The 25,581-nt window shown below is 51.9% G+C and carries 27 protein-coding genes and 2 tRNA genes; 10 read left to right on the top strand and 19 right to left on the bottom strand.

What is annotated here, in order from left to right:
• Positions 1 to 20 precede the first annotated feature (20 nt).
• Entirely contained in the window at positions 21 to 1,214 is a 1,194-nt protein-coding gene (locus tag KB213_RS05900) for a mechanosensitive ion channel family protein (protein ID WP_211681215.1), read from the bottom strand.
• A 177-nt stretch (positions 1,215 to 1,391) separates the two neighbouring features.
• On the opposite strand from KB213_RS05900, the gene KB213_RS05895 reads away from it, so the two are divergent.
• From KB213_RS05895 to KB213_RS05885, 3 genes are all read left to right on the top strand, one after another.
• Positions 1,392 to 1,466, top strand: a tRNA-Met gene (locus tag KB213_RS05895).
• 36 nt (positions 1,467 to 1,502) lie between these two features.
• Entirely contained in the window at positions 1,503 to 2,372 is an 870-nt protein-coding gene (locus KB213_RS05890) for a glycosyltransferase family 2 protein (protein ID WP_211681213.1), read from the top strand.
• A gap of 24 nt (positions 2,373 to 2,396) precedes the next feature.
• Positions 2,397 to 3,596: a glycosyltransferase gene (locus KB213_RS05885; RefSeq protein WP_211681211.1), complete on the top strand. Its 1,200-nt coding sequence runs from the start codon at positions 2,397 to 2,399 to the stop codon at positions 3,594 to 3,596.
• 53 nt (positions 3,597 to 3,649) lie between these two features.
• Here KB213_RS05885 and KB213_RS05880 read toward each other — a convergent pair whose 3' ends face one another.
• Positions 3,650 to 4,171 (bottom strand): DUF4167 domain-containing protein, encoded by a 522-nt coding sequence (locus tag KB213_RS05880; RefSeq protein WP_249110298.1) that lies wholly within the window; start codon positions 4,169 to 4,171, stop codon positions 3,650 to 3,652.
• A gap of 228 nt (positions 4,172 to 4,399) precedes the next feature.
• A complete protein-coding gene (gene prmC / locus KB213_RS05875; protein WP_346266676.1) occupies positions 4,400 to 5,260 on the bottom strand; it encodes a peptide chain release factor N(5)-glutamine methyltransferase in 861 nt (286 codons plus the stop codon).
• 30 nt (positions 5,261 to 5,290) lie between these two features.
• Here prmC and KB213_RS05870 point away from each other — a divergent pair, with 30 nt between their 5' ends.
• A complete protein-coding gene (locus KB213_RS05870) occupies positions 5,291 to 5,743 on the top strand; it encodes a hypothetical protein (protein WP_249110296.1) in 453 nt (150 codons plus the stop codon).
• A gap of 2 nt (positions 5,744 to 5,745) precedes the next feature.
• On the opposite strand, the gene prfA is transcribed toward KB213_RS05870, so the two are convergent.
• The 6 genes from prfA to KB213_RS05840 form a co-directional block, all read right to left on the bottom strand.
• Positions 5,746 to 6,807: a peptide chain release factor 1 gene (prfA, locus tag KB213_RS05865; protein ID WP_068170824.1), complete on the bottom strand. Its 1,062-nt coding sequence runs from the start codon at positions 6,805 to 6,807 to the stop codon at positions 5,746 to 5,748.
• A gap of 2 nt (positions 6,808 to 6,809) precedes the next feature.
• Positions 6,810 to 8,051 carry a histidine--tRNA ligase gene (gene hisS, locus KB213_RS05860; protein WP_211681207.1) on the bottom strand — a complete coding sequence of 414 codons (1,242 nt, stop codon included), beginning with the start codon at positions 8,049 to 8,051 and terminating at the stop codon, positions 6,810 to 6,812.
• A gap of 11 nt (positions 8,052 to 8,062) precedes the next feature.
• Positions 8,063 to 9,208 (bottom strand): flavodoxin-dependent (E)-4-hydroxy-3-methylbut-2-enyl-diphosphate synthase, encoded by a 1,146-nt coding sequence (ispG, locus tag KB213_RS05855; RefSeq protein WP_211681205.1) that lies wholly within the window; start codon positions 9,206 to 9,208, stop codon positions 8,063 to 8,065.
• Between the two features lie 99 nt (positions 9,209 to 9,307).
• Positions 9,308 to 10,597 carry a helix-turn-helix domain-containing protein gene (locus KB213_RS05850; RefSeq protein ID WP_211681203.1) on the bottom strand — a complete coding sequence of 430 codons (1,290 nt, stop codon included), beginning with the start codon at positions 10,595 to 10,597 and terminating at the stop codon, positions 9,308 to 9,310.
• 57 nt (positions 10,598 to 10,654) lie between these two features.
• Positions 10,655 to 11,695 carry an NAD(P)H-dependent flavin oxidoreductase gene (locus KB213_RS05845; protein WP_211681202.1) on the bottom strand — a complete coding sequence of 347 codons (1,041 nt, stop codon included), beginning with the start codon at positions 11,693 to 11,695 and terminating at the stop codon, positions 10,655 to 10,657.
• Entirely contained in the window at positions 11,692 to 13,017 is a 1,326-nt protein-coding gene (locus KB213_RS05840; RefSeq protein WP_211681200.1) for an aspartate kinase, read from the bottom strand. The genes KB213_RS05845 and KB213_RS05840 overlap by 4 nt, the downstream gene beginning before the upstream one ends.
• Positions 13,018 to 13,193: 176 nt before the next feature.
• On the opposite strand from KB213_RS05840, the gene ubiG reads away from it, so the two are divergent.
• Positions 13,194 to 13,961 carry a bifunctional 2-polyprenyl-6-hydroxyphenol methylase/3-demethylubiquinol 3-O-methyltransferase UbiG gene (ubiG, locus tag KB213_RS05835; protein WP_211681198.1) on the top strand — a complete coding sequence of 256 codons (768 nt, stop codon included), beginning with the start codon at positions 13,194 to 13,196 and terminating at the stop codon, positions 13,959 to 13,961.
• 58 nt (positions 13,962 to 14,019) lie between these two features.
• On the opposite strand, the gene KB213_RS05830 is transcribed toward ubiG, so the two are convergent.
• The 7 genes from KB213_RS05830 to KB213_RS05800 form a co-directional block, all read right to left on the bottom strand.
• Positions 14,020 to 15,297, bottom strand: coding sequence for a lactonase family protein (locus tag KB213_RS05830; protein WP_211681196.1), 1,278 nt, complete (start codon positions 15,295 to 15,297; stop codon positions 14,020 to 14,022).
• Between the two features lie 83 nt (positions 15,298 to 15,380).
• Positions 15,381 to 15,860 carry a DUF2147 domain-containing protein gene (locus KB213_RS05825; protein WP_249110294.1) on the bottom strand — a complete coding sequence of 160 codons (480 nt, stop codon included), beginning with the start codon at positions 15,858 to 15,860 and terminating at the stop codon, positions 15,381 to 15,383.
• Positions 15,857 to 16,117, bottom strand: a complete 261-nt coding sequence (gene grxC, locus KB213_RS05820; protein ID WP_211681194.1) for a glutaredoxin 3 — start codon at positions 16,115 to 16,117, stop codon at positions 15,857 to 15,859. The genes KB213_RS05825 and grxC overlap by 4 nt, the downstream gene beginning before the upstream one ends.
• Positions 16,118 to 16,130: 13 nt before the next feature.
• Positions 16,131 to 16,892 carry a ComF family protein gene (locus tag KB213_RS05815; protein ID WP_211681668.1) on the bottom strand — a complete coding sequence of 254 codons (762 nt, stop codon included), beginning with the start codon at positions 16,890 to 16,892 and terminating at the stop codon, positions 16,131 to 16,133.
• A 16-nt stretch (positions 16,893 to 16,908) separates the two neighbouring features.
• Positions 16,909 to 17,094 (bottom strand): DUF3553 domain-containing protein, encoded by a 186-nt coding sequence (locus KB213_RS05810; protein WP_211681192.1) that lies wholly within the window; start codon positions 17,092 to 17,094, stop codon positions 16,909 to 16,911.
• Between the two features lie 80 nt (positions 17,095 to 17,174).
• Complete coding sequence (gene galU, locus KB213_RS05805; protein ID WP_211681190.1) at positions 17,175 to 18,047, bottom strand: UTP--glucose-1-phosphate uridylyltransferase GalU; 873 nt, start codon at positions 18,045 to 18,047, stop codon at positions 17,175 to 17,177.
• A gap of 189 nt (positions 18,048 to 18,236) precedes the next feature.
• A tRNA-Leu gene (locus KB213_RS05800) sits at positions 18,237 to 18,323 on the bottom strand.
• Between the two features lie 84 nt (positions 18,324 to 18,407).
• Between KB213_RS05800 and lipB the strand changes: the two genes are divergently transcribed.
• A complete protein-coding gene (gene lipB, locus KB213_RS05795; protein WP_211681188.1) occupies positions 18,408 to 19,082 on the top strand; it encodes a lipoyl(octanoyl) transferase LipB in 675 nt (224 codons plus the stop codon).
• On the opposite strand, the gene KB213_RS05790 is transcribed toward lipB, so the two are convergent.
• Together KB213_RS05790 and KB213_RS05785 are read right to left on the bottom strand one after the other, a co-directional pair.
• On the bottom strand, positions 19,063 to 19,674 hold the full coding sequence (locus KB213_RS05790; RefSeq protein ID WP_249110292.1) for a LolA family protein: 612 nt from the start codon (positions 19,672 to 19,674) through the stop codon (positions 19,063 to 19,065). The genes lipB and KB213_RS05790 overlap by 20 nt on opposite strands.
• Entirely contained in the window at positions 19,671 to 19,970 is a 300-nt protein-coding gene (locus tag KB213_RS05785; RefSeq protein WP_211681186.1) for a BolA family protein, read from the bottom strand. Before KB213_RS05785 ends, KB213_RS05790 begins: the two co-directional genes overlap by 4 nt.
• 119 nt (positions 19,971 to 20,089) lie before the next feature.
• Between KB213_RS05785 and KB213_RS05780 the strand changes: the two genes are divergently transcribed.
• The 3 genes from KB213_RS05780 (at position 20,090) to KB213_RS05770 (ending at position 23,706) form a co-directional block, all read left to right on the top strand.
• Positions 20,090 to 20,698 (top strand): DnaJ domain-containing protein, encoded by a 609-nt coding sequence (locus KB213_RS05780; RefSeq protein WP_211681184.1) that lies wholly within the window; start codon positions 20,090 to 20,092, stop codon positions 20,696 to 20,698.
• Between the two features lie 84 nt (positions 20,699 to 20,782).
• A complete protein-coding gene (locus KB213_RS05775; RefSeq protein WP_211681182.1) occupies positions 20,783 to 21,799 on the top strand; it encodes an AAA family ATPase in 1,017 nt (338 codons plus the stop codon).
• Between the two features lie 5 nt (positions 21,800 to 21,804).
• A complete protein-coding gene (locus tag KB213_RS05770) occupies positions 21,805 to 23,706 on the top strand; it encodes a cobaltochelatase CobT-related protein (protein ID WP_346266675.1) in 1,902 nt (633 codons plus the stop codon).
• A 96-nt stretch (positions 23,707 to 23,802) separates the two neighbouring features.
• Here KB213_RS05770 and KB213_RS05765 read toward each other — a convergent pair whose 3' ends face one another.
• Entirely contained in the window at positions 23,803 to 24,624 is an 822-nt protein-coding gene (locus KB213_RS05765) for a DUF1217 domain-containing protein (protein ID WP_211681180.1), read from the bottom strand.
• A gap of 95 nt (positions 24,625 to 24,719) precedes the next feature.
• On the opposite strand from KB213_RS05765, the gene KB213_RS05760 reads away from it, so the two are divergent.
• Positions 24,720 to 25,574 carry a DUF2125 domain-containing protein gene (locus KB213_RS05760; protein WP_211681178.1) on the top strand — a complete coding sequence of 285 codons (855 nt, stop codon included), beginning with the start codon at positions 24,720 to 24,722 and terminating at the stop codon, positions 25,572 to 25,574.
• Positions 25,575 to 25,581: the final 7 nt, after the last annotated feature.

Below are 25,581 nucleotides of genomic sequence, written 5' to 3'. Positions count from 1 at the left end.
ACAACCTGTTTCTGCTGGCTTTATGAGCCAGCAGACTGGCCCGTTGGCCCCATATAACTACCAGAGGGTGGCCGTGCGATAGGCGGAGAAATCATACTATCCATCATGCCTTCTCCTGTTGGGGATGGCGGCATCATGGCATAACGCATACGTGGAAGTGCCTCAGGGCATTCTTCTTTAATCCGTGCAATAATCTTCTCACGAATATCACACCGCAAATCCCAGCTTTGCAACGCGTTACGAGCACTCGCGATAATACGGATCGACATCGTTTTCTCGTTACAATCCGCGACCTGCACATCAAACACTTTTCCATCCCATAAGGGACATGTTTTGATCACCTCTCCCAGCATGGTGCGAATGCGGTCCATCGGCGCTTCATAATCCAACCACAAAAACACAACGCCAATAATAGCCGCTGAATTATGCGTCCAGTTTTCAAACTGATTTTCCAAAAAGTAAGAAATCGGCACAATATGACGGCGCCAGTCCCATACGCGGAGCACAACATAAGTCGCGTTAATTTCTTCCACCCAACACCAGTCACCATTAATGATGACCAAATCTTCCATACGGATAGGCTGCGTAATGGCAATTTGTACGCCGGCAATCAGGTTTGTCAGCAATCCACGCGCTGACAAACCAACAACAAGAGACGCGGCCCCTGCAGACGCGAACAAAGACACGCCATATTGCTTCACGGAAGGAAACAGCATCAAAGCCGATGCAACCGTAACAATACCTACCAAAATTTCGATCAAACGCCGTAAAACCCGAATCTGCGTTTGATGTGTCCTAATGGTGATGTCGTCCGTCTGCTCACGCGACGAGATACGCGTCAAATACGCTTCCGTCATCAAGCGGAACGCAATAATCACGCCATATCCCAGGGTGAGCACCAGAACAAACTGGAAAAAGAGACCAATATTCTCCGCACTACTTTCGGAAAATCCCGAAACCGTTGGTAAGGTCGTCATCATACCGACAAGCGCCGTAATAATACGGGTCGGCCGGCGCAACGCCCCAACAATCTTACGGATCAACTCGGCACTTTTCGGCCCAGGAATACGCAGTAACACAGAGGTCACCACATTCCCGGCATAAAACGCCAATCCCCCCACCAGCGCCAGCATCAAAACCGAAACAAGCGCTGGCGGAAGCCAGAAAAAATACGAGCGAATAGTGAAAAGTGCGCTGACAAAATGCTGCGTCACGGGGCGTAAAGCTCCTAGAGACGAGAGGGAGAGAAAGACTGCGCTTCTATCAGACAGTAGTCATTAGGAAAATACGACCAAAAAAATGCATTTTCCTGCAATATCTCCGTTGACATAAATCCTCGAACCCCTTAGAAACCCGCCTCGAAGCCGGTCACAAGCTGGCTTTCATGGAATGGCGGTGTAGCTCAGCGGTAGAGCAGGGGAATCATAATCCCTTGGTCGGCGGTTCAAATCCGTCCACCGCTACCATTCCTCTCCCCAAATTATATTCAATCATGGACCGCAATGTCGAGAGCACCACTTGCCATCGTCACCATGGTTTATAATGAACCGCACCACCTTCCGGTATGGTGCCGTCATTACGGGGACGATGTTGGGCCCTCCGCCTGCTATATTATCGACCACGGCTCTGATGATGGTTCAACCGATCATATCAGCAACTTCAACCACATCCGCATCCCACGCTCTCCCCAAGATGATGAAAAACGTACGGACTTCATCAACCAATTCTGTGCCAGCCTTCTCTCTTGGTACGAAAGCGTCATTTACGTTGATGTGGATGAGTTATTAGTCGCAGACCCAGCCCGACATCCATCGCTGACACAGTTTGCTCAAACCAATACATGCCCCGTTGTCACCGCCATTGGTTTAGATCTCATTCATCGCCCAGAGCATGAAAAACCTCTAAACAACATCCATCCGCTTTTACCTCAACGGCGCCACGCCCGCTTTTCCAGTGCCATGTGCAAGCCTGTTCTCATCCGCGCTCCCATCACATGGGCGCCCGGCTTTCACTGCCATGCAGAAGCAGCCCCACAATTCAATGCTCCACTATTCCTTTTCCACACACGCTATGCCGACCTCCACGCCGGGCTTGAGCGCTTACACCGCACACGCACACAAGCTTGGTGCTCCGAACACGCCGGACAACATCAACGCTTACAAGACCAGGATTGGGAAAATATGCTGCGCTCCATGGCCGGCCTTCCGATCATACCCTGCGCACTCACCCTCGATGCCCCACAACTCCGCCAGTACTTAAACGCCGTAACCGACAGCACCTTGTCTCGCCATCATGAACGGTACCGGCTTGACCTCCATATTAGCGGAGAGGCACTGTGGCATGTGCCTGAACGTTTTTTAGGCGCTCTTTAAATTTACCCTTCGCATAGGGCCACCATGCTGCACCGTCTTTTTCAAAAAATCTTTTCACTCCCATCCCAGCAGCATATTGTATTTGTCGACTGTGACTTCCCACGCCCCCTCCACGATGCTGGCTCAGTCGAAACATTAGCGATCATCGATAGCCTGACCTCATTGGGTTTTAAGGTCAGCTTCTTAGCCTTAGGCCGCTTTTTTCAATCCCCAGAACAACGCAATACCACCCCAGATACCCCCTTAACATCTCGCGGAATACGCTGCTTTTCGCCCTCCGGCACTTCCCCGCCGACAGAACATTCTGGCATTCAAGAAAGCCTTACAGAACTACGTAATGCCTCCGCCTGCATCATTGCCCGCAGTTGCTGCGGTGGTGCTTTCTTTGAAACACTCAAAACCCATTTAGCGCATGCAAAATTTATTTTCCTGCCGCATGATCTGCATTTTCTGCGCGAAGAACGCGAAGTTCTAACATCCCCCAAAGCCGCACAAACCCTCACCCCAGATGCAACGAAAAAGCACGAAACCCAACTTCTTCAACTCTGTGATGCCACTCTCTTTTTCTCACAGCACGAAGTCACCATTGCTCAAAACCTCGCACCACAAGCGCGCATCCATTACATCCCTCTGACACGCCCTAAACCACCCCCAACATCACTCAACAACCGAAAAGACATCGGTTTTATTGGCAATTTCTCTCACCGCCCCAATGCAGACGCCGTTATATTTTTCCTTACAAATATCTGGCCCACTTTACACACACAGTACCCCGACCTCATTTTTCACATCATTGGAGAAAATCCACCAACCGACCTCTACACACACACCTCACCCAACCTCAAAATACACGGTCATATTCCAGATCTCGATACTGCATTGAGTACCCTACGGCTTACTGTAGCGCCGTTACGCTTTGGTGCCGGCGCAAAAGGCAAAGTTGTTTCCAGCCTCGCAGCTGGCATCCCCTGCGTTATGACGGAGATTGCTGCTGAAGGTATGAATTTTCCTTCCCACCTCACACAATACTGCATCGCCAAAACAACAGAAGATTTCGTCCAACTATGCTTATCACTACTTACAGATGACGTTAGCTGGCATGAAACCTCACAACAGGGCCTCGCAATGATTGCTCAGTCTCATAGCCCTGATGTTTTACGCGCTACTCTTACGGGTCTACTTCAAACGCTCGCCCTAAGACCAAAACCCTACCACCAAACATAAAAAAACCGGCCTGTTACAGCCGGTTTTTTCAATATTCGCTAAACAAACACAGATTACTCAGCAGGTGCCTGCATCTCGCGCTCTGAGGTATGCCCATCATTTCGTTGCGCACGCTGCTCTTGGTAATGATGCTGCTGTTGAGGCGCATAATGTTGCTGCTCGCCTTCACCATGATGCTGCTGGCTTGGCTGCTCATCATCATGACGCATGTCACGGTCACGCATAGACATCTCACGGCGCTCTTCATACGCACGTTGACGCTGCTGCTGACGCTCATTGCGCTCTTGCTGGCTCTGCTGCGCGGCTTGATTCATCGCATTCAGAATACGGAAATAATGTTCCGCATGCTGGAAATATGCCTCAGCCAGAATACGGTCACCCGTTCCCGTCGCATCACGACCAAGCTGAAGATATTTTTCAAAAAGCTGCTGTGCCGTGCCACGCACCCGAAGATCCGGGCCATTGCTCTCGAACACATGGTTGCGATTTAAGGGGGTCTGGGCATTCCCATTGTTGCGGGAGGCTCCGCCGCCGCCCGAACGATGGTGCCGGCCTCTCATACGCTTCATATTCATCGAACTGTGATGCACTTTCCTGTGGGCAGTCACCACTTTGTATACAAAGCAATGCCGCCGTTGCCGAAAAGACGTATGTCTGTCTTGCTGTGGCCAGATAAAACTGGCCGGTCCATTCACCGCCGGTCAAACCAAATGACGGGCGACAGGAGAAGCCGACGGAATGGAGCCTATTTTAAAAATAGCATCCTAAACCCTCGGTACTTCCGTACACTATCAGAAAACCCTCTACGCGCCAACGCTTTTCCCGTTAAATTGCAGGACAAGTGCCCGCTCAATGCCCCCTAAATCATTATGACGTGCGATTTCTTGCAGACCATGCCGTGCAGCAAAGGACGAAACTGCATCAATCTGCCCAATGCCCATTTCAAAAATCACTACCCCCTGCTCAACCAAGAGCATCGGCAAAACGCGGCACAGCCATCGATAAGCATCCAAACCATCCTGACCGCCATCAAGAGCGCGGCGCGGTTCATATTGCGCAACTTCTGGCATCAAGGCCGCAATATCATCGCTTTCAATATAAGGTGGGTTACTAAAAATCACATCAAACTGCCCAGACAGCGCAGAAACCCAGTCTCCCGCCATAAAAGCACTACGCTGCGCCAAACCGTTCCGTTCCGCATTCCGCCGCGCCAAATGTGCAGCTTCAGGGGCCAAATCCACCCCTAGGCCCCACGCATGCGGGAACTCACTCAACGCTGAAAGAAGCAAACATCCCGTACCAGTGCCTAAATCTAATATTTTTAGGGCACGATCACGCGGCAAAGACTGCGCTAACAGAGCTTCAATTAATGCTTCACTATCACCACGCGGGATTAAAGTCGCCGGACTCGTATACAAATCCAACGTCCAAAATCCCGTCTCACCCGTAATAAAAGCCAAAGGCTCACGCGCCAACCGCCTCTGAAGCGCACTCTCAAAACGCGCGTGCACATCCGGCGGAACATCCGTGCACATAAACAAACCGGTTAAATCACATTCCAGCGCCCAGCATAATAAATGCCGCGCCTCAAAGCGCCCGTCTTCGATACCTGCACCCTCAAGGCGATGAGAAGCATCTTGCAATAAAGTGTTTTTTGAAATCACTGTACTCATAACCTTGCTAGGATGATGCCCATGACGCACCGTACCACCCTCTTCCCGTTCTTAATGCTTCTTGGCGGCATCGTATCACCACTGAACGCACAGACAGCACCCAATTTTCAGGTTCATGACACCAAAGCACCAGAGGAAATTTCTGAAATATCGCGCCTATATCTAGGAGGAAAACTCGTCGCAACGTTTCGCCTCAACCTATCACACACAGACGAAACACAGACGATTACCATGCCCTTAGGGCGCACAAGCATGAACTACGCACTCTGCGGAGAAATTACCATTCTCCATAACGGCCACCCCGAAACACATACCGTCAGCAGTGCCGGGACTTTACACCACCCGGAAGGCCACCTTCTTGAAGCCGTCGGGACACAACACTTCACCGACTTTTTCCTCGTCGATTACGACGATGCCATGACCGCAACACATCATCGCGGCCCGGCACTCGTCTGCGCATTGCCCAACAGCTAAACTTAATAGCCCTGATCGGCCAAAAGCGCCGTCTGTTCTTCACGTGTTAAGGCGTCAATCACCTCATCAAACTCACCCGCCATAACCCGATCAATCTTGTACAGCGTTAAGTTAATACGGTGCTCCGTCACCCGGCCCTGTGGGAAGTTATACGTCCGAATACGCTCGGAACGATCTCCCGTCCCGACCTGAGAACGCCGATCTTGTGCACGTTCCGCATGGGCCGCAGCACGCTGCGCTTCATAGAGCCGTGCACGCAAAATCTTCATCGCTTTTGCACGGTTCTTATGCTGACTTTTTTCTTCCTGCATCGCCACGACAATACCACTCGGCATATGCGTGATACGCACAGCACTTTCGGTCTTGTTCACGTGCTGACCACCCGCACCCGATGCACGGTAAACATCAATGCGCAGATCATCATCATTGATCGTCACATCAACTTCTTCAGCTTCCGGCAGAACCGCAACGGTAATGGTCGATGTATGAATACGCCCTTGGCTTTCCGTCGCCGGCACACGCTGCACACGATGCACGCCTGATTCATACTTCAAACGCGCAAAAACAGAACGCCCAGAGATGGTTGCCATCCCTTCTTTCAGGCCCGCAACCTCACTCTCCGCGTATTCCATCACCTCAAAGCGCCAGCCATTGCGCTCTGAAAAACGACGATACGCATCGAACATTTCTGCTGCGAAAAGACCCGCCTCATCACCACCAGCAGCCGGACGAATTTCCAGAATAGCACTCCGCTCATCCGCTTCATCTTTCGGAAGAAGCGCTAAACGTAGAGAATGCTCTAACGCGGGTAGAGTTTCGTGCAATTCGTCTAACTCGGCACGCGCAAGCTCACGCATCTCCGGATCATCCAGAAGAGCTTCCGCCCCCTCTTTTTGTTCCACAGCCGCCTGATACGCTTGAATGGACGCCACAACAGGCTCCAATTCAGCATATTCACGGGAAAGACGCGTAAACGCCTCTCCCGTTGCCTCTCCCGAGGCCATCAGAGCTTGCAGTTCCTCGGACCGAGCGACAATCCGCTCGAGTCTGTCATCAACAGCCACAATTAGGCTCCAGTCAGGCTCTGTACAACGTCATCAAAAGCAACTTCGCGCTGCTCACGCGCCGTCAGGTCACGCAATTGCACAACACCCCGCGCAACTTCGTCATCACCCAGCACAACAGCATGAGATGCACCAGATTTTACCACACGCTCCATACGCTTTTTCATATTGCCACGTGTTTCAATCTCAGCCCTCTGCCCTGCCTGACGCAAAGCGCGCACCAAAGATGCTGCTTTTTGCACAGCGGCATCGCCCATAGGCACGATGGCAACACCTGCGGGAACGGAAGGCACATCATCCAACAGCAGCGCTAAACGCTCAATGCCGCCAGCCCAACCAATCGCTGGGGTTTCCGGCCCACCCATTTGCGCCACAAGCCCTTCATAACGGCCACCAGCCAGCACAGTACCCTGTGCACCAAGCTTGGTCGTTACAAATTCAAAAGCGGTATGGGAATAGTAATCCAGACCACGCACAATACGCGGGTTTTCTGTGAAGGGTACACCAAACGCGTCTAGGTGAGCGCGCAACTCATCCCAAAAACGCTGAGATTCCTCATTCAAGTAATCCGCAAATCGTGGAGCGTCGTCCAGTAATGCACGGTCTTGAGCCGCTTTACTGTCCAAAATCCGCAATGGATTCACATCCAAACGCGTCCGGCTATCATCGGATAATGCATCAACATGCTGTCGGAAATACGCAACCAATGCATCACGCCAAGCCTGACGCGAGGCAACATCACCAAGCGTATTCAGTTCCAGTACAACATCATCGGCCAGCCCCAATGCCTTCAAAACATCAAACGCCATAGCAATGACTTCAGCATCGCGCAGCGGGCCATCAGCACCAATGAGTTCCGCACCGATTTGATGGAACTGCCGGTAACGCCCTTTCTGCGGCCGCTCATAACGGAACATCGGCCCGTTATACCATGCTTTTTGCGGCAAAGACTGCGTCAGACCATTTGTCACCAGCGCACGACAGATTGACGCCGTGTTTTCCGGGCGCAGCGTGATGCTATCCCCCCCACGGTCTTCAAAGCTGTACATTTCTTTGGATACAACATCAGACGCCTCGCCCAATGTCCGCGCAAAAACGCGTGTATCCTCAAAAATCGGCGTGCTCCACTCCTCGAACCCATAAGTCCCGAGCACTTTTGCTGCCGTTTGTACCACATGACGATGCCGCCGCATCGTCTCACCAATCAGATCATGCGTCCCGCGTGGCGGTTGTAATCCTGTCATACCACCAGCCATTATGCGCTCGCCGGGTCCATCTGCTTAGCCGTTGTGGCTTCAAGCTTGCCGGCTTCAATAGCCGCAACCTTGTTCTCAACCAGCTCAACGATATGCTCAATCATATCTTTTGCGGGCATCGTATGATCTTGCTTACCGGCTGAGTACACCATGTGACGGCCTTGACCGCCGCCTGTAACACCCAGATCCGTCATCAACGCTTCACCCGGACCGTTCACAACACAGCCGATAATCGACAACGTCAAAGGTGTCTTAATATGCTGCAAACGGTCTTCCAGCGTCTGCACCGTTTCAACCACATTAAAGCCCTGACGCGCACAAGACGGGCATGAGATAATTTTTACACCACGATGACGCAGGCCAAGGGATTTCAAAATATCCCAGCCCACCAACACTTCTTCTTCCGGCGCAGCGGACAGAGAGACACGCATCGTGTCACCTACGCCAGCCCAGAGCAGATTACCCAAGCCGATCGAAGACTTCACCGTACCTGCACGCTTAGAGCCTGCTTCCGTAATACCAATATGCAACGGATGGTCACAGCAATCTGCCAGTTGCTGATACGCAGCAACCGCCATGAACACGTCAGACGCCTTAACGCTGATCTTGAACTCATGGAAGTCATGATCCTGAAGGATTTTGGCGTGCTCTAACGCACTCTCAACCAGCGCTTCAGGGTTAGGCTCACCATATTTTTCCAGCAAATGACGCTCCAAAGAGCCCGCATTCACACCAATACGGATCGAACAATTATGCTCACGGGCTGCGTTCACCACTTCACGCACACGCTCGGCACTACCGATATTGCCCGGATTAATACGTAAACACGCCGCACCATTCCGCGCAGCCTCAAGAGCACGCTTATAGTGGAAGTGAATATCTGCAACGATCGGCACATTCACTTCATGCACGATCTCTTTCAAGGCGGCCGTGCTGGCTTCATCTGGGCACGAAACACGAACAATATCGACACCCGCCAACTCCGCACGACGAATTTGTTCAATCGTCGCTTGTGCATCAGATGTCAGCGTATTGGTCATCGTCTGTACAGAAATCGGCGCATCACCACCCACGGCAACCTTACCAACGTGGATCTGACGCGACTTACGACGCTCAATGTACTGATACGGACGGTAGCTGCTCATGTTAATCCTCTTCGTGCCCGGACCAGACCGGGCCTGTCAGGTTCTGCGTTGTCTTTAATCGTCCTGCCATTTTAGAGGCGGATGATGATTTATTCCAGATCAATGGCCTAATGACGCATCACCGCTCGGTGATTGCCCCGTTAGTTGACGCGCATTGAGTTCATCTGTTGTCACATCTTGTCTCGGCTCGTGTACGGGAGCCTTCTTCACTAACGGCGCTGTATGTGACGTTTTCACCGTTGTAGGCCCATGCGATGCTGGCTCAGCTTCCACTGGAAGAGCCTTATCTCCACCACTGTCTTCTGGCGCGGCAACAGGCAATGCACCATGCCCAAAAGCACCTTGCTGCACCGCATCTGTCGTGACGGATATATTACGGCGCACCGCCCCATTACGCCCCAAAGGAGCACTCACCACGTCATGCGTCATAAACACAACGCCACCAGCATTGCCTACTGACACACGATAAGGACTGCCGGCCGCATCACCAACCCACGTTTCACCCTGCGGCAAAACACGTGACACTAGGACATGCCCCGTATGATCTGTAACTTGTACCCAAACAGGCGCAATCGCATGCACAGCAATTTGCCCTTCCGAAACGGTATTCACTGCTGCTAACGGCGCTTTTATATCCGTTTTTTCTTGGTCAGGCGTCAATGTTTCTGGCGCTGTGTTCTCCGAGGAAACACTCTCTGAAGACGGGGCCTCTTCAGGCTTTTCTGGTATAGGCGCAGCTTGCACAGCCGTTGGCGCATTACTCTCATGCATGGCGGGCGATGCCTCATTCACAGGGGGCACCGCCACTGGCGCCGGCTGCGCACCTTGCGCAGGCGGCACGGCAGCCAGCATCTGCTTTTCTTCTGCCGGGGCTTGTCCGGGCATAACGGACGCAACTTGCGGTGACGTCATGACAGAATGGGGCGAGTTCGGCATCAATGCCGCCAAAGAAGGGACCTGCTTTGCAATCGGTTCATCATGTGATGAGAAGTGATACCACCCTGCATAAGCCATCGCGACCAAGACAAACCCAGCCCCGATCAACAAGCCAACAGGGAGACCTCGCTCCCCCTGAGCCTGAGGGAAAACCAGCTCTGTCTTCGTACCTGCAACACGCCGGTAGTCTCGCTGAAAACGCGCCACTAAATCCGCAGCATCAAGCTGCATCGCTTGTGCATAAGCACGCACAAAACCAACAGCATAGGCTTCACCAGGCAACGAGGCAAAATCATCTGCCTCTAACGCAACCAGCAGCCGCGCCCGAATACGCAGCCACTGCGCCACATCCTCGATTTGCCACTCCAACTCCTCACGGCGATGACGCAACACCGCACCAACACTCGGCTGGTCAGAACGAAGCGGCATACGATCAAAGGAGGGAGTGGGCATGGGCATAAACCTGTTCAAACAAGGTTATCAAACCGAGGACATCAAACGGTAACGGACTTAAGAAACGTGGATACGTTGCTCGCGTTTTTCAATCGCTTCAACCGCCTGATCAACCAAGCCCGCAATGATATCAGCAACCGGGCGAATTTCCTTCACCATACCGACTGACTGACCTGCCATCACAGAACCGTTTTCAACATCACCATCAACTACTGCGCGGCGCAATGCACCGGCCCAGAAATGCTCGATCGATAGCTGTGCGTCTTCTTTGCTCTTCTCACCGCTTTGGAAAGCACGAATCGCTTCAGCCTGATGCTTCAAGAACTCACGCGTCCCAGCATTCGCCAAACCACGTACAGGAATAACGGGGAACTGCTCATCCAACTGCACAGAGGTCAAAGCATCACGCGCATTAGCGCGCAAGAATGATTTCTTGAAGTTTTCATGAGCAATGCTCTCTTGAGACGCAGCAAAAAGCGTACCCAACTGTGCACCTGAAGCCCCCTGCTCCAGATAAGACACCACCGCATCACCACGGCCCAAACCGCCTGCAACAAACACGGGAACATCACGCATATGCGGCAAAATTTCTTGTGCCAGAACCGTCAAAGAGACAGGACCAATATGTCCACCAGCCTCAGACCCTTCGATCACCAGAGCTTCAATACCCATTTTGACCAAACGCTTACCCAGCGCCAAAGCCGGAGCAAACCCAACGGCACGCGCCCCGCCATCGCGCACACGGCGGATAATAGCGCTGCTTGGCACACCACCAGCTAAGATAATATGCGTTACCCCATGCGCCAAACACACATCAACCAGACGCTCCAAGTCAGGATGCATGGTGATAAGGTTCACACCGAAGGGACGCTTCGTCAGCGCCTGCGTTGCAACAATTTCTTCTTCAAGACGCTCTGGTGTCATTGCGCCACACGCAATCACACCAAAACCGCCCGCATTTGAAATTGCTGAAACAAGGTTGCGCTCACTCACCCAAGACATCGCACCGCCGAGAATGGCGACATCACTGCCTAAGAAATCGCAGCCGGGCTGCCAGAGTTTTTGCAGCGTCTCACGGGCGTTACTTGTGGCATTCACGTCTTAGGTTCCTCTTTTTTGTCCAGTCCATAAGCCGTGTGCAATGCGCGCATGGCCAATTCTGTATATTCTGCATCAATAAGAACTGAGATTTTAATTTCGCTGGTCGAAATGACCTGAACATTGATCCCACGCTCCGCAAGCGTGCGGAACATTGTTGCCGCAAGGCCAGCATTGGAACGCATCCCAACGCCAACAACACTAATTTTTGTTACATTGCGCGATGCTTGAATTTCACCCCACTCAATTTCAGAGCGCTGTTGTTCAAGCACGGCACGCGCCGCCTCTTCATCGCTGAGGCCGACCGTAAAGGTCATATTGTTCAGGCTATCCGCACCGATGCTCTGCACAATCATATCAACATTAATATTCGCCGCCGCGAGGGGGCCGAAAATTGCCGCTGCAATACCAGGCCGGTCAGGGATACGACGAACCGAAATCTTCGCTTCATCACGCGAGTAAGCGATACCCGCTACGAGTTCCTTTTCCATCAGTTCGTCCTCATTCACCACTAACGATCCACTCTCATCATCTGTTTCCGCAAATGATGAGAGGACACGCACACGTACATTTTCACGCATTGCAAGCCCAACACTACGGGTCTGCAACACCTTGGCTCCAACGGAAGCCAATTCGAGCATTTCTTCATAGGTAATACGGTCCAGACGCTTCGCACGCTGCACAATGCGCGGGTCTGTCGTATAAATACCGTCAACATCGGTATAAATATCGCAACGATCTGCACGAATAGCCGCAGCAACAGCAACCGCTGAAGTGTCAGACCCACCGCGCCCCAACGTCGCAATACGATGATCCGGGCCGATACCTTGGAACCCAGCAATTACGGGCACAATATTCTCTGACAGGCTGTGCTCCAACGCAGCACCGTCAACCCCTTCGATGGATGCTTTACCATGCGCCTCATCGGTTTTGAGAGGAATTTGCCATCCTTGAAAAGAACGTGCAGGCACGCCGATCTTTTGCAAAGCAATGGCGACAAGACCGCTTGTCACTTGCTCACCTGACGCAACCACTGCATCATACTCACGCGGATCTGCCATTGTGTCGAGTTCGGCACAATAACCAACCATACGATTGGTCACGCCGGACATAGCTGATACGACAACAGCAACCCGATGCCCGCGCTCAACCTCAGCCTTCACACGCTCCGCCACAACACGAATGCGTTCAATAGTGCCAACTGACGTACCGCCAAATTTCATGACGATTGTTTTGCGTTTACCCATCGCCTCGCCGCTTTTAATCGAGGGGGACATCGTATCAGTATGAGAAACGAAAACAGGCGTGTCAGTCTTGGACATCGCGTTCAGAACTCCAGGTCATGGTCTGGCATTGCGCGCGCGGGTCTGGCATCGGAAAGAACATGCTGAAATAATCCAGATGGTTTTCTTCAACAAACCCGCCGGTCCACATACCTCTCTCGTCCCGCTGCGTCCAGCCAATCTCGGCCAGACTTCGGCCAATAAGGATCATTCCCATGGCTTCTGAGAACGATTTTTCCTCTACAGTTACCTCAAAACCCACCCAGTACTCCGTTTCAGAAGATGAAATTGCGCATTTTAGCGCGCTCGCCCATGACTGGTGGAACCCCCGAGGCCCCATGGCCCCCCTCCACGCCATGAACCCCCTTCGCACGGAATGGGTCGCAGAACGTATCACCCCACTGCAAACAGCACGTGGCGCATGCTTGTCTCTTCTAGACATCGGATGTGGCGCGGGTCTGGCTAGTGAAGCTTTTGCAAAACTCGGCTTTAACACTCTCGGCCTGGATGCCAGCACCGCAGGCATCGAAGCCGCTAAAGCACACCTCACAGAACACCCTTTACCTGAGAGTGCTGCTGCCCTTTCTTACCGCAATGGCAGCGCCGAAACCCTTGTGGAAGAAGGACAAAAATTTGATGTTATTTCTGCCCTTGAAGTCATTGAGCACGTCACAGATCCACAAGCCTTTCTAAAGCTTTTGGCTGATCTTACGCTTCCCGGCGGGATGATTGCGGTCTCCACGCTCAACCGTACAGCCCGCTCATACGCTTTCGCCAAATTCGGCGCAGAATATCTCTTACGCCTTCTCCCAATCGGCACACATGATTGGAAAAAATTCATTAAACCCGAAGAATTAGCGCGCATGGGGCGCAATGCCGGCCTACGCATGACTGATCTCGCCGGTATGTCCTATATCCCTCCTAAATGGCGTACCACGCGCGATACAGGCATTAATTACATCACGATCTTCACCAAGGACTAAATACAAAAAAAGGCGCCACAAACAGGGCGCCTTTTTCATCATTAGACCGCTGATACAATCAGACTTTCGTATCCATAAACGCAAACGTCGTTGGGCTACCAATCGGCGTGAAATGATTGGTGAATGCCAATTGCCCAGTATCTTTATCAACTTTAAATGCTGTCACCGCATCAGAACGCTGATTTGCGCAGAACAAGAATGTTCCTGATGGATCAAACATCATCGCACGCCCGTAATCGGCATGCATCCACACCTCATCTTGCAGCGTCAGCGTACCATCATCACCAATGGCAAATACAGCCAAAGAATCACCCAAGCGGTTAGAAGCGTAAACATACTTACCGCTCGCAGAAATTAGAATTTCTGCCGCCAACGTTGAACCACGGAAATGAGATGTCACCGTGCTCACCGTCTGAATATTATTCAGAGACCCTGTTTCCGGATCAAAGGTAGAAACAACAATTTTTGAGTCTTGTTCACACAGATTATAAACAATCCGCCCTGTATGATTGAACTCAAAATGGCGCGGAGCTGAGCCGGGCTCCATATCGTAATATGGGGTTTTTGCTGGCTCTAATTTCCCTGTCGTTAAATTCAACGTCCACACATACACCCGATCCAGACCGGCATCATCCACCAGCACAAACCGGCCGGACGGATCAGACCGAATCATATGCGGGTGCGCTCCTGAGTGGTCAGAGACAGCAAAATTACCCTGTGGATTGTCTGCAGCACGATCAGGCTGACGGGGGCCTGAATTATGCACTACATCCGTAGCTGCTCCTAAGGAGCCATCCGGGCGAATCGGAAAAACAGCAACAGAACCACCCATATAATTCGCTACCAACACGTAGCGCCCTGAATGATGAACACTCAAATGAGCGGGTACAGAACCACACGAACTAACGCTGTTAATTTTACGCAAAGACCCCGTCTGCTGGTTCACTTCAAAGGCCGTAAGAGAGCCGTTCCCGTTTTTGTCATAATCACTGATTTCACTCAGCGCATACAAATAACGATGATCAGCAGAAAGCGTGATAAAAGAAGGACTAGCAATGTCTGTGAACGTCGTCACAGGAACCAATGCCCCCGTAGCACGGTCCATCTCAAAGACAGCAATCCCCTGCCCATTTCCTGCGCCACCCGGTGGCCCATGCTTGGTATAACCACCAACAAAACAAATCGTTTTTGACACCGGTTTTGGCGGTGGTGGCGGAACAGGCGTTGTTTCTGTTGCCGTGTTATCGGCAGCACAAACAGTACCTGTCAAACCAATCGCAGCCGTACCAGCCGCAATACCAAACGCAAATTCGCGGCGAGAGACAGGGTTACGCATAGAGAACTGTGCTCCTTTTCATCATGAGCTCTGCCAAAGCTTCCACATCATGGCACAAGCACTGAATTTTAAAAAATTATATATTATTGAGACATTTTTGCCATATGACATTCTGTGTCTACAGCAGGCCCCTCATAGCGCGTCCATGTTTGCGTCTCCCCCAATAAGGGCACCCCTAAAACAAAGCCTCTTAACTTGAGGACCTGAGTTCCCTCATTCCAAATACGTGCCTGATAAGTATGCCCTGTGCGTGGGTCCAAAATATGGCCTTGCCATTTTTGCTCATCTAACGGCACAAAATCGGTCATCATCATCAGATGGCATTCAGAACGTCCCGTCACATCCCGCGGCACGTGATCCGTATAATCCAACCCTATGAGCCAACCGCACAAACCACCGCTGCACGGTTTTATCTCAAAAATCCCATCTTTATCTTGGGACAGCCACAGCCCCTCCACCCCTACAGGCGTCGGCGCAGGAGACGCAGCATATGCGCCCCCCTCAACCGAAAGGAGTGCCAGCGCACCCGCCAACACTCCCCGAAAAGCGCGCATTAATCTCATGCCGTCAGCCCTAACAGAGCATCCAAACGCCCTGAACGCTCTAGCGCCAACAAATCATCACACCCGCCAAGAGCTTGGCCATCTACAAAAATTTGCGGCACCGTCCGCCGCCCTGAACGCTCAATCGATTCTGCACGCTCAGGCGTTCCGTGAGGAGCATTGATTTCCTGAAATGCCGCCCCCTTGGCATTCAACAAAGCAACTGCCTGTACACAGAACGGGCAGTAAGGCTGCGTATAAATTTCAATCTTAGGCATAATCTCTCAACACTTATGTCACATTCTGCCTATCTTCTTCCATGTTTCCTGCCCGGGCCGCAACCAACAGATCAACACGACTGACCCCCGCCAACAGCAAAGCCTGGGTGCAGGCGCTTACTGTAGCACCTGTTGTCAGCACATCATCAATCACAACAACGGGATGCCCCCTTAACCGCTCCACATAACGCGGTGAAACCACAATAGAGCCTTCTATTTCCAAAGCACGCTCACGGCTCCCTAAACGGGCCAAAGGCTGCGTATTCCGAATACGCTTTAATGCCATGGGCACGGACGGCACACCGCTCTTTTTCGACAGGAACCGCGATAAAAGCGCAGCCTGATTATACCGTCTCTGACGCAGTTTTCGTTTATACATAGGTACGGGCAGCAAAAACGCAGCATCCTGTATAATCTCTTGGCCAGAACGCCACATCTCTCGCGCTAAAATGCGCGCATTTTCTGTTCTATCCGCATATTTTAAGGGCAAAATAAGCTGGCGCGACCAGTCATCATACACAAATGCTGCTCGCGTACGGTTCCACGGCGGAGCCACACTGGTACATGCTACGCACATACCGCTCTTATTCGCAAAACTCTGAGCAGCCAAAGGAACACCGCACCGTTCACAAAATGGCTTTATAATTGGGCGTATTTTAGCAAAACACTCTGCACAAAACCCGCCCGTACCCCCTACATCCGCGCCGCACAGATCACAGCATGGTGGACATAAAACATCCAAACACGCACGACTTACTCTCTGCCTAAACGCCATAGCGCTGGAAAAAATTTTAGGGTTCAACAGCATCCAAATGCACACGCGTTGCGTCAATTAAGACTTTGCCTTGATGCTCAAACGTCACTGTTACACGCTCAGCAACAGCTGATTGGACCTGTCCCCAGCCCCATTCTGGGTAATCCGGATGTTTGACCATTTGACCCGGCTCTAAAAATGACTGGTACACTTTACCGATCATAGCCACATCTTCCCCCAAATAAGAAAAAGGTGGTTCCCAATAAGAGGAAACCACCTTTTTCATCATCATATGACCAAATATTATGCGGTATATTTCTTCAGGAACTCTTTAACAGCATCCCCAAGATCCGGACGCTCAATAGAGAACGCTATTTGCGCTTCTAAGAAACCGGCCTTGTCACCACAATCGTAGCGTGTGCCTTCATAGCGCAAACCGTGGAACGGAACGTCACCAATTGTTTTCGCCATAGCATCCGTTAGTTGCACTTCATTGCCAGCGCCGCGCTCAAGCTTAGAAAGATGCTTCATTACATCTGCCGTCAGCACATAACGGCCAATAATGGACAAGTTAGATGGTGCATCTTCTGGCTTTGGTTTCTCAACCAAGCCCTTCACCTCAACCAATCTACCATCATCAGCGCCGACATCCAGAATACCATAGCGGTTTGTCTGCTCACGCGGCACTTCACTAACAGCAACAACATTGCCACCAGTTTGATTATACGCTTCGACCAACTGCGCTACGCAGCTCTTCTCGCTCTTAACGATGTCGTCAGGCAACAAAATGGCAAAAGGATCATCACCGATGAAAGAGCGAGCACACCAAATAGCGTGCCCCAGCCCCAAAGGCTCTTGCTGACGAACTGCCACAAACGACCCTGGCTCCATGCTGCTTGGTGCCAGCGCCTCAAGCGCAGAAATCTTGCCACGTTCTTTCAAAGTAGCCTGAAGTTCATACGCAATATCGAAATAGTCAATCAGACTATCTTTACCACGACCTGTAACAAGGCAAAACTCTTCGATCCCTGCAGCACGTGCTTCATCAATAGCATATTGAATGAGCGGCTTATCAACGACCGGCAACATCTCTTTGGGCATTGCTTTAGTAGCTGGAAGAAAGCGCGTTCCCAGACCTGCTACAGGAAGAACTGCTTTTTTTAGTGGCTTGATCACAAAACCTCGCACGTCAACCAAAGAAAAAACACCCGCACGCTACAACAAATAACGCGGAGGCCATCTCTAATTGGCATAATAGTGCAAGAGAACTCTGGCAATACTAGGACAGAGAATAATGCTCCCCTTTCGGGGAAAAGACACTAAATTTTGATTTTGATTTTTTTCATCACTCAATGGAAAGAGTGATGGTGCGGCCGAGAAGACTCGAACTTCCACGGGGTTATCCCCCACAAGCACCTCAAGCTTGCGCGTCTACCATTCCGCCACGGCCGCCCCGTGACAAACGACCCTGCTTAGTGCATGACCGTCCGGTGAGAGGGGCTATAGCCGAACATAGACACGAGAGCAACAACAGAAATGCAAAAAACTTCTGAAATTTTATGGAAAACGTCTAAGGGGCTCACACCATACCCAGACGCAATGACCTTAATGGAGACACGCACCCGCAACATCCACGCCCAAACAGACACCCCAATGGTCTGGATGGTAGAACATCCGCCAATTTTCACTGCCGGAACATCTGCACGCGCAGAAGATCTCTATAACCCACACAACTTCCCAACATATGATGCCGGACGCGGCGGACAGTGGACCTATCATGGTCCGGGTCAACGACTTGTCTATATTATGCTTGATCTCACACAGCAGAACGGCATCGTACCACCACGCGACCTCAGAGCCTATGTCGCCACCCTCGAACAATGGCTAAAAGCCTCACTGGCCCTACTCGGCGTCACGGCCTTCACCCGCGAAGGGCGCATTGGTCTTTGGACAATCGACCCTATTACACAACAGGAAGCCAAAATTGCCGCATTAGGCATCCGTATCAGTCGTTGGGTCAGTTGGCATGGGGTTTCCATAAACCTCGACCCAGCATTGGAAGATTTTGACGGTATCGTCCCCTGCGGCATTCGGGAGTTTGGCGTCACAAGCCTAAAACGCTTCTCTCCCGACATCACGATGCAAGACCTCGACCACGCCCTTAAAATGGCATGGCCGGGCTGTTTTGGGTCTATTCCACAGGAAGTTTGAATAAAGATGGATCAGGTGTTGCTTTCTCGACAACAGACGACAGAGCAACACTAAAATTATGCTGCCGCGCATCAACGCCCTGCAAACCAATCAAAGATAAACTGCCAGCTTGATCAACAAAATCCAGCGTTAGCAACCCCTGCGAAGGATTATCTGCTTCTGCCAGTGATAGAGCCAAAACAGCGCCTTCATGGTGTACATCCGTGACTTCAATATCACCTGAGAAGCGCACTGGATAACGCAACAACAAACCCAACGGATTGCGCCGCAAAGATATATGCGTCACAGCCCCACTCGCAGGATCATCCAATACAAGATGCCCATCACCCGCGATAAGCTGCATGGGGTGCGGTAGCATATAATTCAAACGTAAATGCCCCGGAATATAGGCAAAACTCCCTGCCCCGCGCATCGTATCCGGGCCTTGCTGTGAGAATTGTGCCGTCATACCCTGAAGATGATTGAGATATGCCTCAACACGCTCTGCATCATGCCTTTGGGCAGGCGTTAGACGATCCAGCCCATGCGTTGCACATCCCGCCATACTCAACATCGCAGCCATCAATACAGCACGGCACGTTAAGCGCATCATGATGCCTGCTCTCCATGCAAAACCAACGACAAAGCATGTAAGCCAGTCTCAAACTCAGCCGACAGCAAATTCTGTACCAAGCGATGGCGGGCCACACGGTTTAACCCATCAAACTGAGCACTCGTCACAGCAACATTGAAGTGCGTTTCACCATGGACGCCTGAATCTGCTAAAGCTTTAGCTCCTACATGACCTGCATGACGCGCACTATCATCCTGCACTTCCAAAGCCGAAGGCGCCAGTTCATGGGTCAAAATCGCAATAATCCGTTCCCGGCGGGACAAATTTTGTGTCATGATTATACGCTTTCCTCTTCAATAACCCTGCGGATTAGCTTCAAACCAGCATATCTCTTCGTCATAAAAGCGACACACCCGCTTGCACCCTACAGCACCCTTTCCCCATATCAGATCCCATGAATCGTAAAACAACCAAACATAGAGCTTTTGATCCGGACCCTGACGCACCACAGCAAGTGTGCGACCACCCCGGCTGTGATGCCCCTGCCGGTTATCGTGCACCACGCGGACGGGACGCACTACGCTCTTATTATTGGTTCTGTTTGGAGCATGTACGCGCCTATAATGCCCGCTGGGATTTTTATCGTGGCATGACCCCCGGCCAAATTGAAGCACATCTTCGGGCGGATACGTCATGGCAGCGCCCCTCATGGAAACTGGGCAGCGGCACCGCAAACAAGGCCGAGTTCAATGAAGATGATATTCTGGACCCGCTCGATATTCTGGGTGCCAGCCGACGTTCACGTGCACAATCAGCAAAAGACCGGGCACGCACCCCGCCCCAGAAAACTATACCGCCAGAGCTTCAACAACCTCTCGCAACCCTCAACCTAACATGGCCTATCAGCTTCGATGAGGTCAAAACCCGTTACCGTACATTGGCGCGACAATTTCACCCCGATACAAACCCAGCACCAGAGGCCGAAGAACATTTCAAAGCCATTGGTAGCGCGTATACCGCTCTAAAAACGCACTTCACACGCGAAGCTGAAACCATTTCCTAAGTTTACGACTAGAAGTGCGGGGCATTCTGACCCATCTTAGCGGCATCATCCTTTTATCGTTCCCTCCAGAGAGTCCGACCTACCATGAATGATTTCGCGACGATCGACGCACCGGAAACCGTCACCACCGCTGAAAACACCGCTATCCCAACGCATGTGCTCGGTGAACCGGACCGCTTGGTGTCTTCCGCAGAAGTCTTCGGCATCACAACAGACATACAAGTCCCAGCTTACTCAATTCGGACCGAACACGTCCCCACAATTGATGAATCATATCAATTTGATGAGGACACAACACGCGCCGTCCTCGCGGGCTTTGCACATAATCGCCGCGTTCTCGTTCAAGGCTTTCACGGCACGGGTAAGTCCTCACATATTGAGCAAATTGCCGCGCGTCTCAACTGGCCATGCGTCCGCATCAATCTTGACAGCCACATCTCACGTATTGATCTGATCGGCAAAGACGCCATCGTCCTGCGTGATGGTAAGCAAGTCACCGAGTTCCGTGAGGGACTGCTGCCATGGTGCCTACAGCACCCTTGCGCCTTAATTTTTGATGAGTATGACGCAGGCCGCCCCGACGTCATGTTCGTTATTCAACGCGTCTTGGAAGCTGAAGGACATTTAACCCTTCTGGACCAAAACCGCGTTATCCGCCCTCACCCATCGTTCCGCCTGTTTGCCACGGCCAATACAGTCGGCCTTGGGGATACAACAGGGCTGTATCACGGCACGCAGCAAATCAACCAAGCACAGATGGACCGCTGGAACATCGTCGCAACCCTGAATTACCTTCCGTTGGAACAAGAAGTCAGCATCATTACAGGCAAGCTGAAAATTCAGAGTGATGATCGTGACGCCATTTCTCGTGTTGAACGTATGGTAGCCCTTGCAAACCTCACGCGCGCGGGCTTCACCGCTGGCGATATTTCAACCGTCATGTCACCCCGTAGCGTCATCGCATGGGCCGAAAATGAACGCCTATTCAACGATCTGGCTTTTGCGTTCCGCCTCACCTTCCTCAACAAATGTGATGAAGCCGAGCGCGGCATTGTCAGCGAATATTACCAACGCTGCTTCAACGCATCTCCCGTGGAGTAACTCTTGTGTCTGCGCTGAAATCAGCCACAAACCGTTCCGCCCCACATAGCCCGGATGAAGAGTTTCGCCGGGCAACTGTGGCGACCTTACGAGCCATGGGCAACGCCCCTGACCAAAATGTTGACTTCATGGATGCCTCGTCCACCAAGGCACCACGACGGGACAAAGACGCCAGCGTAGATACAGTCCAACTTCCCGGCCTGTCTTCTACCCCCTCTACCATGGAGCGCGATCGTATCCGCGGGGCTGCTGATGCAGCCGCTCTACGACTGCGCCACCACCGTGACCACCTCACCACTCACCCACCTGAACCCGAAGCCCGCACAGCATTTGAAGCCATTGAGCAAGCACGGTGTGAGATTTATGGGTCACGCCATATGGATGGCGTCCGTGCGAATTTGAACCTTCGTACGGCGCTAGAGTGCCGGGATAATGGTTGTGCGCGCATGGTGCAGCGTGAAGACATGCCAGCATCCGTCGCACTTAATCTTCTCGCACGCGAAGCAATATCGGGCCAAAAAGCGCCTGCTGAAGCCGGGCCTGCCCTTGAGGCATGGCGCGATTATCTCTCCCCAAAAGCGCACCAAGCCTTAGCCGACATGGCGGCGTCTCAAAACGACCAGCGCGCTTTTGCTCAAGCATGCACACGATTTTTAGGCGCATGTTCACTCACAGATGCTGCTGAAGAAGAAGACGAAACCAGCTCTGACGACAATGCCACTGAAGACACACCCGAGAGTGATGACGAAGCCGCGCCCGTAGAGCAAAGTGAAGCCGCCGAATCAGGCGATGATATGCAGGAGGAAGACGAAGAAGATAGCTCCTCCAACGACGCTGGTGAGAGCGGCCATGATGGCGATGCTGAGACATCTGACATGCTGGATGCTCCTGAAAACGGAGCAGAAGAAGCTGCAGGCCCCTCTGATCAAGCAAAAGACGAAGCTGCTTCAGAAAGTGCAACTGCACCCGCGCGGTATACCGCTTTCACCACAGAATATGATGAAGAAGTCAGCGCATCCGATCTGTGTGACCCTGCTGAGCTAGACCGACTTCGCCAGCAACTGGATCAGCAACTCGTCCAACTCCAAGGTGTGATTTCTCGCCTAGCGCACCGCTTGCAACGCCGCCTTATGGCACAACAACAGCGCCGCTGGGAGTTTGATCAAGAAGAGGGCATGATTGACGCTGGGCGCCTTGCCCGTGTGGTCACGAACCCTACGCTCCCTCTGTCATATAAATTCGAAACAGAGATGGAGTTCCAAGACACCGTCGTCACACTCTTGATTGACAATTCTGGTTCCATGCGTGGTCGCCCCATCGGCACAGCCGCCATTTGTGGTGACATTTTAGCACGGACGTTGGAGCGCTGTGGTGTGAAGGTGGAAGTGCTTGGCTTCACCACTCGTCAGTGGAAAGGCGGTAAAAGTCGTGAAGCATGGATCCGCCAAGGCCGCCCACCACAGCCCGGCCGCCTGAATGATCTGCGCCACATCATCTACAAAGACGCGGACACACCATGGCGTCGCGCCCGGCGAAACCTGGGGCTTATGTTGCGCGATGGTCTCTTAAAAGAAAATATCGACGGAGAAGCACTCCTCTGGGCGTGGCAGCGCTTACGCCGCCGTGCCGAAAAACGCCGTATCTTGATGGTGATCTCAGATGGTGCTCCCGTGGATGACAGCACCTTCTCAGCCAACCCACATGACTATCTGGAAGAGCATCTACGCTCAGTGATCGCCCATATTGAAAATGACGTGCGGACAGAATTACTGGCCATCGGTATTGGTCATGACGTCACGCGTTATTACAGGGATAGTGTGACCATCACATCCGCCGAACAACTGGGGGGTACAATGATGGCACAATTGAGCGAGCTCTTCCGCCCAGCGCGGAGCAGAACACGTTAATATTTTTATCTCTGGGAAATGTGTTGTGGCGTTTCCCAGCGTCTCCTCTGCTCCCGGCATACGCTGGTCAATTCAGTCTCGGGGCCAAAGAGACATTCACAACAATGCCGAATACAACGATGATGTAGATGAATTCCCATCATCCACCCCAAACAGCGATAAAATTCCGTTTTGCCCACCACTAGCGCCATACAGGGTCAACATACTCGCTGGGGTAGATGTTTTCTCCGGGTGAATTTGCAACAAAGCCAGATAACGCTGAGCAAACTTCTGAACACCCTGCGGCGTAGCAAGCTGCTTTAAATCCAACTTACTCCCTAAAAGGCGCTGCTGCTCAGGAAAATCCAAAGCCCCAAATTGCGTAGGGTCAAAACCCGCAACAGTGACAGCAACCTTAAGGAGCTTTGGATCTGCCATAAGATTCACCAGCTTCGTATCATTCGTCACCATACGGGTAAAATACAAGGCGTTCCCTAAGCCCGGCGTTTGCGTCTGTACCGTGTTTTCATAACTATTCGTTAGATAATTCTGAGATATTTTAGAGAGCACTGTAGAGGATGCTAAAGGAGAGCTACTCCAATTTGAAAAATCTTTTGCAAAAGCTTTCCAAGCAGCATTTCCGCCTCGTGAAGCAAGGGAGGTCGTCGCTGTTGGGTCTTGCGTCATGAGCTGACGCAATAAAGCGGTCTGCCCCATAGAAGAGGACATCCCATAGGCCCCCAACACAACAGAGAGCGCGCGATAGTTTTTCAACAGCTGATCTGGTGTTGTGATCTGCGCCGCTGTTTTCTGAAAGGCTTGCAATGTCTGCTGTGTTTGCGGGCTCGTCTTGGTCCATTGTTGAACGGATTTTTGTTCATCCTTCACAATCGACAAATATTGCGGGACTGCGGCCATCGTCGGCAATGAAACAGACATACGACCTCATCGGCAAAACAAACTCTTCTGCCTTCCTACAGCCCAATTCCTAAGATAATCCTAATGATACATTACCTCCGCAAAAGTGAGCCCTTATGCCACGCTATACCGCTACCCTTCTATGCAGCGCTTTAAGCTTAACCGCAGCCATAGGCATGCCACATCTTCATGCTGAAACACTGCCGTCCTTACCAGATACATGCTTCACGTATCATTTGGAGGCTCCACAACGCAGCGCGCATGGTTTTACAGCCTCATCTCTCCATGCCTCTCTCACAGGAACCGGCGCTACCCTCACGACAGGGCCCGTGCGCGTTAATGACACGGACAATACCTTTTCTTCCGCAGAGCTAGAAACGCTCAACGCAGCGACAGCTTTTGCCGCTTTAAGCCTGGTCCAAGGCAAGCCCAGCGCATCATGCCATCTTAATCTACCACCCCCACATGGCTCACTCAGCGTACATTGGCACAACACGCTCATCACCAACGCGCACCACACGATCAACATCAACGATCTAACACTCACCGAAAGCGAACGTAACAAGAACATTCATGCGCAAATTGCACTAGAAGGCGTCAAAGATTCCACCACTACCCTTATACCTTCACAACTCACCACTGATCTGAGTATCCAAAGCCATACCTCCACCCCGTTCATCACCATTAACAGCCTCCATGCGACGAATGGGACCAATGCTCTCACCGGGACGGGCACGGTCCAAACGGCCACTAATCCCCTTGCCTCGACTGTGGACCTACATATCAGCCTGACCAATGTTGATGACCTGCTGGGGCAACTCCGGCAAACAGCACCTGCACGCGTTACAACGGCCCTCACCATCGCTCGCCTAATGGGGCGCGCCAATGGCAACACCACTGAATGGGACATTGGTCTGCATAATGGAGTGGCCACAATTAATAATGTTCCCCTACCCCTGCCAACACATTAACGAACCC

This window comes from Neokomagataea anthophila (assembly GCF_018122595.1).
GTDB lineage: Bacteria > Pseudomonadota > Alphaproteobacteria > Acetobacterales > Acetobacteraceae > Gluconobacter > Gluconobacter anthophilus.
Note: the sequence above shows the minus strand (reverse complement) of the source record. Positions and strands in the feature narration are given on the sequence as shown.